The following is an 11,438-nucleotide window of genomic DNA, read 5'->3' as shown; positions in this document are numbered from 1 at the left end:
CGGGTGGTTGGACAACGTCGGCATGAGGAAGCGGTGAGCGCGTGACGCGCCAGGCTCGCGTGCGACCGGCACGGGCACAGCGGACGCGAGTTATTACCCTGCCGCAGTTGATGGCGGCCGCCGTGGAAGCTGATCCCGGCGGCCTCGCCGTCGTATTCGCCGATGCGAACCGCAGCTCCGCGGGGCTGAGTTACGCCGAGTTGGATGAGCGTTCTACCAGGCTGGCCCGGCTGCTCATCGATCGTGGTGTCGGCCCGGAGGATCTGGTCGCCGTGGCCATCCCCAGATCGGTGGATTCGGTGCTCGCGGTGTGGGCGGTCGCCAAGACCGGTGCCGGATTCGTTCCGGTGGATCCGAACTATCCGGCGGAGCGGGTGGCGCATATGCTGACCGACTCCGGAGTGAGTTTCGGGTTGACGGTCAGTGCCGTTCGCCGCGGCCTACCCGACTATGCCGAATGGCTATTGCTCGACGATGCCGTCACCGCGCAAGGGATGCAGCGGTATCCGGTGGACCGGGTGACCAATCAGGATCGGGTGCGGCCGCTGCACGGCGCGCATCCGGCCTACGTCATCTACACCTCGGGATCGACCGGTGTCCCGAAGGGCGTGGTCATCACGCACCAGGGGCTATCCGGTTTCTGCGATGAGCAGCGCACCCGGTATCGGGTGACGAGTACCGCGCGGACACTGCATTTCGCCTCGCCGTCCTTCGACGCGTCGGTGCTGGAATTGCTGCTGGCACTGGGCGGTGCGGCCACCATGGTGGTGGTGTCGCCGACCGTCTACGGCGGTGCCGAACTGGCCGCGGTATTGCGGCGCGAGCGGGTGACGCACGCGTTCGTGACGCCCGCGGCACTGGCCTCGGTGGAACCCGAGGGGCTGGACGACCTGCGGGTCGTGGTGACCGGCGGTGAAGCGTGTCCGCCGCAGTTGGTGCGGCGCTGGGTATTACCGATCGCGGGCGGTTTGCTGCGCGAGTTCTTCGACGCCTACGGTCCGACCGAGGCCACCGTCGCCACCAATATCACCGCGCCGATGGTGCCCTGGGAGCCGGTCACCCTCGGCCCGCCCATCCATGGCGTCACCGCCTATGTGCTCAACGATCGGCTGGTGCCGGTGCCGAACCGGGTGGTCGGCGAGCTGTATGTCGCCGGGGCGCAGCTGGCCCGCGGATATCTCGGCCAGCGGGCGCTCACCGCCGCGCGCTTCGTGGCCAATCCGTTCGAACCCGGCACCCGGCTCTACCGCACCGGCGATCTGGTGCGCTGGACCGCGACCGGTGAACTGGAGTACCTGGGCCGCAATGACTCCCAGGTGAAGATTCGCGGCTTCCGCATCGAACTCGCCGAAATCGACGCGGTGCTCGGCTCGTCGCCGAGCGTGGACTTCGCGGTGACCGTCGGGCACGAGCGCGACAGCGGAACCACCGTCCTGGTGTCCTATGTGCACGCGGCGCAGGGGCACACCATCGATCCGGTGGAGTTGAAGTCGCTGGTCGAGCGGAAATTGCCGGCGCATATGGTGCCCGCCTGCATTACCGTGCTCGACCAAGTGCCGTTGACACCGATGGGCAAACTGGACCGGAGGGCATTGCCGGCACCGATCTTCGAGGCCAAGGTGTTCCGCGCGCCCTCGACACCGGTCGAGGAGATCGTCGCGGGTACCTTCGGCGACGTGCTCGGTGTCGCGCGCGTCGGCCTGGACGACGACTTCTTCGAGCTGGGCGGCAATTCGCTGCTCGCGACCCAGGTGACCGCGCGGCTGGACGCGGCGCTGGATACCGAATTGGCGGTCCGCGATCTCTTCCATGCCGCGACGGTGGCCGCCTTCGCCGCGGTGGTCGAACGCACCGCCGGATCCGGCCGGGGTCGACCGCGCCTGATCGCGGGGGAGCGGCCGGAGCTGATCCCGCTGTCGCTGGCCCAGCAGCGGTATTGGTTCCTCAACCAGTTCGACACCGAGAGTTCCGCGGTGGACAACATTCCGCTCGCCGTGCGGCTCTCGGGTGCGCTGGATATCCGCGCGCTCGGTCTGGCGATCGGGGACGTGCTGACCCGCCACGAGGTGCTGCGAACCACCTATCCGAGCGAGGGCGGGCGCCCGCATCAGGTCGTGCATCCGGTGCCGGAGAACTCCTTCGCGCTGGTGCCGACCGAGGTCACCGAGGACGAATTGGTGTCGCGGATCGTCGAATTCGCCGCCATGACCTTCGATGTCACCATCGAGGTGCCGGTCGCGATCGGACTGTTCCAGATCGCGCCGCGTGAGCACGTTGTCGCATTGACGGTGCACCATGTCGCGGCCGACGGTGCCTCGATGGCGCCGCTGGCCCGCGATCTCATGGTCGCCTATGCCGCACGGGTCCAGGGGCAGCCACCGCAGTGGCCCGCGCTGCCGGTGCAGTACGCCGATTACGCGCTGTGGGAGCGCGAGGTACTCGGTTCCGAGGACGATCCGCGATCGCTGGCCGCACAGCAGATCGCGTACTGGCAGGGCCGGCTGGCGCAGCTGCCGGACCAATTGGAGCTGCCAGCGGATCGCCCGCGTCCGCCCGCACAGTCCTTCCAGGGCAGATCGGTCCGATTCGAGATCTCCGCGGATCGGCATGCGCGGCTGCACGCGCTGGCACGGGCCAATCACGCCTCGCTGTTCATGGTCGTGCACGCGGCGCTGGCCGTCCTATTGTCTCGTTTGTCGGGCACCGACGATATCGCCGTCGGCACGCCGATCGCGGGCCGTGGTGAGCGTGAACTCGACGATCTGATCGGCATGTTCGTCAACACCCTGGTCTTCCGTACCCGAGTGCGGCCCGGCGATACCTTCGCCGATCTGCTCGCCGAGGTACGGGAGCGGGATCTGGAGGCGTTTGCGCACGCCGATGTGCCGTTCGAGCGCATTGTCGAGGCGCTGAACCCGGTGCGCTCGATCGCCCGCAATCCGCTGTTCCAGGTCGGCCTGTCCTTCCAGAACCTGGCCGACACCACCTTCGAACTGCCCGGACTTTCGGTCGGCGCGGTGGATTTCGATCTGCAGTTGGCCAAGACGGACCTGCACATCTCGCTGGCCGATCGCTACGGCCCCGACGGTACGCCCGCCGGGATCCTGACCGACTTCGGTTATGCCACCGACCTGTTCGACGAGACCACGGTGCAGGGTTTCGCGGATCGGTTCCTGCGGGTGCTCGATGCCGTCATCACCGATGTCTCGGTGCGCGTCGGCGAGATCGAACTGCTGGCCGTCGACGAGAGTTCGCGGATTCTGGCGGACTGGAACGACACCGCGCACACCGTCGATACGACGGCGACCCTGGTATCGCTATTGGATGCGACGGTGGCGGCGGCACCGGATGCGGTGGCGCTGGTATCGGATCAGCCGGGACGCAAACTCACCTACGCCGAACTCGATGCCCGGGTGAATCGCCTGGCGCGGTATCTGATCCAGCGCGGTGTGCGGCCCGAGGACCGGATCGCGCTGGGCATTCGACGGTCGATCGATCTGATCGTCGCCATGTACGCGGTGGCGAAATCCGGTGCCGCCTATGTGCCCATCGATCCGGATCAACCCGCCGAGCGCGTCGAATACATCCTGCGGACCGCGCGACCGGTCTGCCTGTTGAACACCGCCTACGACGGATTCCACACCGATGCGGTCGATTCGGTGACGATCGACGATCTCGACCTGTCCCGATATCCGGATACGCCGGTCACGGAGCGCGAACGCCGTTGGCCACTGCTACCGGGGAATACCGCGTATGTGATCTTCACATCGGGTTCGACCGGGCAGCCGAAGGGTGTCGCGGTCTCGCACGGCGCGATCGCCAACCAGTTGCTGTGGGAGACGGCCGAATTCGGCCTCGGCACCGATGATGTGGTGCTGCTGAAGACGGTCGCCACGTTCGACCTATCGGTCTGGGAGTTCTGGACGGCGGCGGTATGCGGGGGCACCCTGGTCATCGCCGCCCCCGATGGTCATCGGGATCCGGCCTATCTGGCCGAGCTGACGGCACGCGAGTCGGTGACGACCCTGCATATCGTGCCGTCGATGCTGGACGCGATGTCGACCGGACAACTGTCCCGATCGCTGCGCCGGGTGCTGGCGATCGGTGAGACGCTGCCTGTTTCGACCGCACAGCGGTTCCGTCAGGACAATGCCGCCGACCTGTTCAATCTGTACGGTCCGACCGAGGCCGCGGTATCGATCACCAGTCATCGGGTGACCGATGCGGATGCGGTATCGGTGCCGATCGGTGCCCCGGAGTGGAACAGCCGTGTCTACGTGCTGGATTCGCGTCTGCGTCCGGTGCCGGTGGGCGTTTCCGGAGAGTTGTACCTGGCCGGTGTGCAATTGGCGCGCGGCTACTTCGGACGTGCCGATCTGACGGCGGAACGGTTCGTGGCCAATCCGTTCGAATACGGCGCGCGTATGTACCGGACCGGCGATCTGGTCGCCTGGAACGAACAGGGTGAGCTGGAGTACCACGGCCGCACCGACTTCCAGGTGAAGATCCGCGGTTTCCGCATCGAACTCGGCGAGATCGAGACCGCCTTGCTCGCCCGGCCCGAGATCGCGCAGGCCGCGGTGCTCGTCACATCCGATCCGCGGATCGGCGATCGGCTGGTGGCCTACCTGGTGCCGGCGACCCCGGTGGAGGTCACCGAGGTCAAGGCGGCACTGAGTGCGGTGTTGCCGTCGTACATGATCCCCAATGCCTTCGTGACCCTGGAAGCGTTGCCCCGCAATGCCAATGGCAAGCTGGACCGCGCCGCGCTACCCGAACCCGAGTTCGAAGCCCAGGTCTTCCGCGCGCCGTCGACCCCGATCGAGGAGATCGTGGCCGGCGTCTACGGCGACGTGCTCGGCGTGCAGCGCGTCGGGCGCGACGACGATTTCTTCGACCTGGGCGGCAATTCGCTGCTCGCGACGCAGGTGGCGGCGCGGATCGGCGACGCACTCGATACCAAGGTGCTGGTGCGATCGGTCTTCGAGACGCCCACCGTGGCCGGACTGGCCGCCAAGGTCGAGACCCATGTCGGATCGGGTCGACGGCGGCCGCTGCTGGCCGGACTGCGGCCCGAGCAGGTGCCGCTATCGCTTGCGCAGCTGCGGATGTGGTTCATCAACCAGTTCGATCCCAGCTCGGCGGCCTACCACATCCCGGTGGCCATCCGGCTCTCCGGCGAGCTGGATGTGACCGCGCTCGGCCTGGCCGTCGAGGATATGGTGACCCGGCACGAGGTGCTGCGCACCGTCTACCCGCAGACTCCCGACGGCCCGGTGCAGGAGGTACTCGCCCCGAGCGAGGTGCCGATCGATCTGGTCCCGATTCCGATTGCGGAAGCGGCCGCGGCACAGGAGGTTCGACAGGTCGTCGCGGCGGGCTTCGATGTCACCGTCGAGGTGCCGTTCCGCGCCACCCTGTTCCGGCTCGATACCGGCGATTACATCCTGGTCTTCGTCGCGCATCACATCGGCGCGGACGGCTGGTCGATGGCGCCCCTGGTCCGCGACGTCATGCTCGCCTACTCCTCGCGCAGTGCCGGAGAGCCGCCCGCGTGGGCACCGCTACCGGTGCAGTACGCGGATTTCAGTGTCTGGCAACGCAATGTGCTCGGCTCCGAAGACGATCCGGACAGCCTGATCACGGCGCAGGCCGACTACTGGCGCACCGCGCTGGCCGATCTGCCCGATGAACTCAACCTGCCAACCGATCGACCACGCCCGGCGCTGCGGACCTTCGCGGGCGGACGCACCGAATTCGCGATCGACCCGCAGGTGCATGCCGGTCTGGCTCGGCTGGCGCGCGAACACAACGCCACCATGTTCATGGTGGTGCACGCCGCGCTATCGGTATTCCTGGCGCGCATGTCCGGCACCGCCGATATCGCCATCGGCACACCGGTGGCCGGTCGCGGCGCCGCCGAACTCGACGACATGATCGGCATGTTCGTCAATACGCTGGTGCTGCGCCTGGACGTGCCCGGTGAGAGCACCTTCGGCGATCTGCTCGCCCGTGCCAAGGAGACCGACCTACACGCCTTCTCCCATGCCGACCTGCCCTTCGAGCGTTTGGTCGAGTTGTTGAATCCGCCACGCTCAACCGCACGGCATCCGCTGTTCCAGGTGTCGATGTCGTATCTGAATCTGCCGACCAGCACCTTCGAACTGCCCGGATTGCGAGCGGACACCTTCGATTTCGCGATCGACACCGCGAAATTCGACCTGTCGCTGACCATGTGGGCACCGGGTACCGCCGAGGACAGCCTGCGCGGTGAATTCAACTTCGCGCGGGACCTATTCGACGACGAGACGATCGAGCGATTCGCGGCGCGGTTCACCCGACTGCTCACCGAGATCGTCGCGCGCCCGGATACCCCGGTGGGTGACCTGCCGCTGCTGGAGGCGGCCGAAGAGCGTGCGCTGACGCCGGTGCGGCGCGGTGCGACGCCCGCCGTCCGGCTGCTGCCCGACCTGCTGACCAGTGCCGTCGGCGACGATCCCGAGCATGTCGCGGTGCGTTCCGCCGGTCGCTCGATCACCTATCGCGAACTCGACGAATACTCCTCGCGGCTGGCGCGGGTGCTCATCGATCGCGGCGTCGGCCCGGAAAGCCTTGTCGCACTCGCCTTCCCGCGCTCCTTGGAAATGGTCGCGGCCTTCTGGGCGGTCGCCAAGGCCGGTGGCGCGCATGTGCCCATCGACCCGACCTATCCGGCGGAGCGGATCCGGCATATGGTGACCGACTCCGGCGTCGTCCTCGGCATCACCACCTCGACCTACGCGGAGCACTTGCCCGACGGCTCGAGTGGAACCGCCTGGCTGGAGCTCGACGATCCCGCGATCCACACCGCGGTGGCCGGGAAGTCGCCGGCACCGGTCGCCGATGCCGAACGGCTGACGACGCTGCTGCCGCAGCATCCGGCCTACGTGATCTACACCTCCGGCTCGACGGGTGTCCCCAAGGGCGTCACCGTCACCCATGTCGGCGTCGGCGGGGCCGTGGCGTACGCGAGTGCGCTGTTCCAGGTCACGGCCAACCACCGCTTCCTGCATCTGTGCTCGCCGAGCTTCGATCCGTCGGTTCTGGAGTGGCTGTGCACCTTCCACAACGGCGCGACGCTGGTGATCGTGCCGTCCACGATTCTGGGCGGCCCGGATCTGACCGCCCTGCTGCGCAACGAGCGGGTCACCCACGCGATCTTCACCCCGGCCGTACTCGGCACCGTCGATCCGGCCGGTCTGGACGAATTCCGATACCTGTGCTGCGGCGGCGATATCACCTCGCCGGAACTGGTCGCCAAATGGCAGCCGGGGCGGCACTTCTTCAACGGGTACGGTCCGACCGAGGCGACCGTCGCCGCGTCGTGGAGCGAGATGATCGCCGGGCGGCGCATCACCATCGGCGCGCCCGTGCCGGGAACGCCCATGCTGGTACTGGATTCGCGGATGCGGCCGGTGCCGCCCGGCGCGGTCGGCGAACTGTATCTCGCGGGCACCGCACTGGCGCGCGGCTACCACGACCGTCCGGTGCTGACCGCGGAGCGCTTCGTCGCCGACCCGTGGGGTCCGCCCGGTGCGCGGATGTATCGCACCGGCGATCTGGTGCGCTGGGTCGGCGAATCCGAACAGTGGGAGCTCGAATACGTCGGTCGCGCGGACTTCCAGCTGAAGATCCGCGGCTTCCGCATCGAGCTCGGTGAGATCGACGCGGTGCTCACCGGCCACGACGACATCGAATTCGCCGTCACCATCGGCCGGGAAACCGCGACGGGCGAAAAGATTCTCGTCGCCTATGTGCTCGCGGCACTCGGACGGACCATCGATACCGCCGAGCTCACCGAATACGCGGCGCGCAGCCTGCCGCGGCATATGGTGCCCGCGGCCATCGTGGTGCTCGACGCGGTGCCGGTGACGCCGGTCGGCAAGCTCGATCGCGCGGCCCTGCCCGAACCCGAACTGGCCCGACGCCCCTACCGCGCGCCGTCGACGCCGCAGGAACAGGCCGTCGCCGACGTATACGCCGAGGTGCTGGATCTCCGGAGATCGGGCATCGAGCGGGTCGGCGCCGATGACGACTTCTTCGCACTCGGCGGCAGTTCGCTGGTCGCGATGCGCGCGGTGGGCAAACTGCGCGAGCTGACCGGTATCGCGGTCCAGGTGCAGTGGTTCTTCACCGATCCCACCGTCGCGGCTCTCACCCAGCGCCTCATGGCGGCCGATGAAGCCGGGGACCACGACCACGGATTGAATGCCGAAGCCGCTCTCGACGTGCTGCTGCCGATCCGGCACGGCACCGCGGCACCGCTGTTCTGCATCCATCCGATGGCCGGATTGTCCTGGTGCTATACCGGTCTCGGGCAGTATCTGCCCGCCGACACCCCGATCTTCGGCGTGCAGTCGCCCGCGCTCTCCGAACCGGATTTCCTGCCGGTGTCGGTGGACGCGATCGCGCGCCGCTACGTCGAGGAGATCCGTGCGGTGCAACCGGACGGTCCCTACCGGCTGCTGGGGTGGTCGCTGGGCGGTTCGCTGGCGCACGCGGTCGCGGTCGAATTGCAGTCCGCCGGTGCCGAAGTCGCACTGCTGGCGATGCTGGACAGCCGCACCGGCGGCAGCATCGCCGACTTCTGGGCGGAGCTGCGCGCGGCCTTCGCTGAGCTCGGCATCGGCCCGGAGCAGTTGGGCGACAGCAATATCCGCAACCTCACCGAAGAGGCCCTCGCGGTCCTCTATGCCAGCATCCCGCCGGAACTGGCCCTGCTGACCCCGGAACGCCTGCGCCAGTGCTACCGCGGCGCGGTGCGCTCGGTGGAGCTCGGCATCAACCATCAGCACAAGGTCTTCCACGGCACGCTCGACTTCTTCAGCGCCACCGGCCACACCGCCGAATCCCGGGCCTGGCGCCCCTATGTCGACGGCATGATCACCGAACATCACATCGCCGCGACCCACGAGCTGATGACAACCCCGGCCGCCTTCGCCGAGATCGGCCCGATCATCGCCGGATTGCTAGCGGAAAAGTCCCAGCCGCCGGTCGAGGACGACATCGAGCACACCGCGATGCCGGTCAACGAGCCCGTCGCCGAAAATGCCACGGCATCAATCGAATCCGACGCATTCGTCGATACCCCCGCCCCGGTCGAACGCGAGTACATGGGTTCGGTCGAACGCGAGCATGCGGCCGGATACGAGCGCGTCGGGTCGATCGATTACGACCGTGCCGGTTCGGTCGAACATGAGCGCGTGGGTTCGGCTGACCTCGGGCGTGCGGGGTTGGTCGATTACGAGCGTGCGGGTTCGGTTGAACGTGAGCGTGCGGGGTCGGTCGATTACGACCGTGCGGGTTCGGTCGAACATGAGCGCGTGGGTTCGGCTGACCTCGGGCGTGCGGGGTTGGTCGATTACGAGCGTGCGGGTTCGGTTGAACGTGAGCGTGCGGGGTCGGTCGATTACGACCGTGCGGGTTCGGTCGAACATGAGCGCGTGGGTTCGGCTGACCTCGGGCATGCGGGATCGGTTGAACGCGACCGTGCGGGTTCGGTCGGATACGAGCGCGTAGGTTCGGTCGAACGTGGCCGTGCGGCCGAATACGAGCCCGCGGGATCCGCCAGCGAATACGCCGGATCAGTCGAAACCCCGGCCGCATTCGAATACGACTACCCGACATCGATCCTTGTCCCGGTACAGGTCGATGCCCCAGCACCGGTCGATGACTCGACGTCGATCGATGACCTGCCGCCCACCGTCGAGGCTCCGGCGCTGGGCTTCGACGACGAAGACGACGAAACCGAGGCCGCCGACCGGGCACCCGAGGTCGCCGAGTCCGAACACGTCGCATTCTCGATCGACGCGGCGGCACCCGATGACCCGATCGAACTGGCGGTCCCGCACCGCCCCGAGGAACCCGACGACAGCCCCATTCCGCTGTCGCTCACCCCGAATGCCGTGCGGCTCTTGGATTCCGGTGCCGAACTGCGCGTCATCACCCTCGATATCCCGCCCAACTTCTCGCCGGAGGCGGTGCAGTTCGCCGTCGATACGGTGCTGGAGCAGCATCCGATGCTCTGGGTTCGCCTGCACCGCTCCGGTCTCGGGCCGGATCCGGTCTTCGAGATTCCGGCCGAGGCCCAGCGCCTCGACGAGGCCTTCCTCGGGCTGGAGTACACCGCCGATCAGACCCCGCCGCCGCTCGACGATGTGGTGCGCGCCGTGGCCACCGAACTGGATCCGGCGCACGGCCGCAATATCCGCTTCGTCCTGGTCGGCGGCCGAGAGGTGCCCTCCACCATGGTGGTGGTCGCCAATGGTCTGGTGGTGGACGACACCTCGTGGCGCACCATCATCGACAAACTGTCGCTGGCCTGGTCGCGCGGCAGGCACCGGACACCCGCCGTGCCCGAGTCCGGGCTCTCCGATCTGCTCGATGTGCTCTCGGAGCGGGCGAGCGGCCCGGCCGCGATCGAGGAAGTGGCGTGGTGGCATCACACGCTGAGCGTGGTCTCCGCGGCCGCGGCCGGTGCCACGGGCAAGAATCTGCGGTCGCGTCGTCGCATCTCGCTGACCATCACCACCGAGGGCACCGCGGCCATCGTCGCGGCGGCCGCCGCGCACGGCGCGAGCGTCGACGAGGTGCTGCTGACCGCCCTGGCCCTCGCGCGGATCACCTCCGCGGGCGAAACCGTCACCGACGCCATCGGCCCGGTGGTCCGCCTGCTCGCCGACAGCCGGGGGATGGCCGAGACCGATACCCTCGTCGGCGCCTTCACCACCGCCTATCCGCTCCCGATCGGACTGGAGGGCATCGATATCGAGGAGGCGCTGGTCGGTGGCCACGCGGCGGGTATCGCGATCCAGCAGATCAAGCGGCTCACCGGTGCGGTGCCGTCCTACGGCGTCGGTTACGGATTGCTGCGGTATCTCAATCCCGATACCGCCGCCGCCCTGACCGCGCTGCCGGTCGGCCGCTGCGCGCTGCGCTATCGGGATCTGCGCCCCGCGCGCGTGCACACCGACGAACCGGCCACCGATCTGCTGCTCGATATCACCGCCGACGCGACCGCCGACGGTCTGCTCGTGCGCTTCGACTACGCGGCCGAGGTCTTCGGTGGTGACGAGGTCAAGACCTTCGCCGAACACTGGATCCGGGCACTCGGCGGGCTGGCCGAACACGGTCAGCGGGTGCGTGCCGGATGAGCTCGCCCGGGTGTGGATCCGAGGCGACCATGATCACATTCCAGCAGCTCAGACACGGTCGAGCAACATTGCGGTAACGATGTCCAGTATTGTCACGACTAAATAGGCCGTATGGTCGGGCATGGTGTCGTTGGCACAGGCCCCGACGGTCTGGGGAAGCCCACCCGTAATCACGATACGAAGTGAAGGTGTGAAATTGATGCGTAGTCTGATCCGGCGCCGCGGCACTCGTGCGGCGGCGGTGAT

1 protein-coding gene is annotated in these 11,438 nt (G+C 67.7%); it reads left to right on the top strand.

What is annotated here, in order from left to right; genetic code table 11:
* Positions 1-41 precede the first annotated feature (41 nt).
* Positions 42-11,192 (top strand): amino acid adenylation domain-containing protein, encoded by an 11,151-nt coding sequence (locus ACQP2D_RS39670; protein WP_433681019.1) that lies wholly within the window; start codon positions 42-44, stop codon positions 11,190-11,192.
* Positions 11,193-11,438 lie beyond the last annotated feature (246 nt).

It is taken from the genome of Nocardia sp. CA-119907 (genome assembly GCF_050955995.1).
In the GTDB taxonomy this organism is placed as follows: Bacteria; Actinomycetota; Actinomycetes; order Mycobacteriales; family Mycobacteriaceae; genus Nocardia.
The sequence above is the reverse complement of the archived record's forward strand: the minus strand, read 5'-3'. Positions and strand labels throughout refer to the sequence as shown.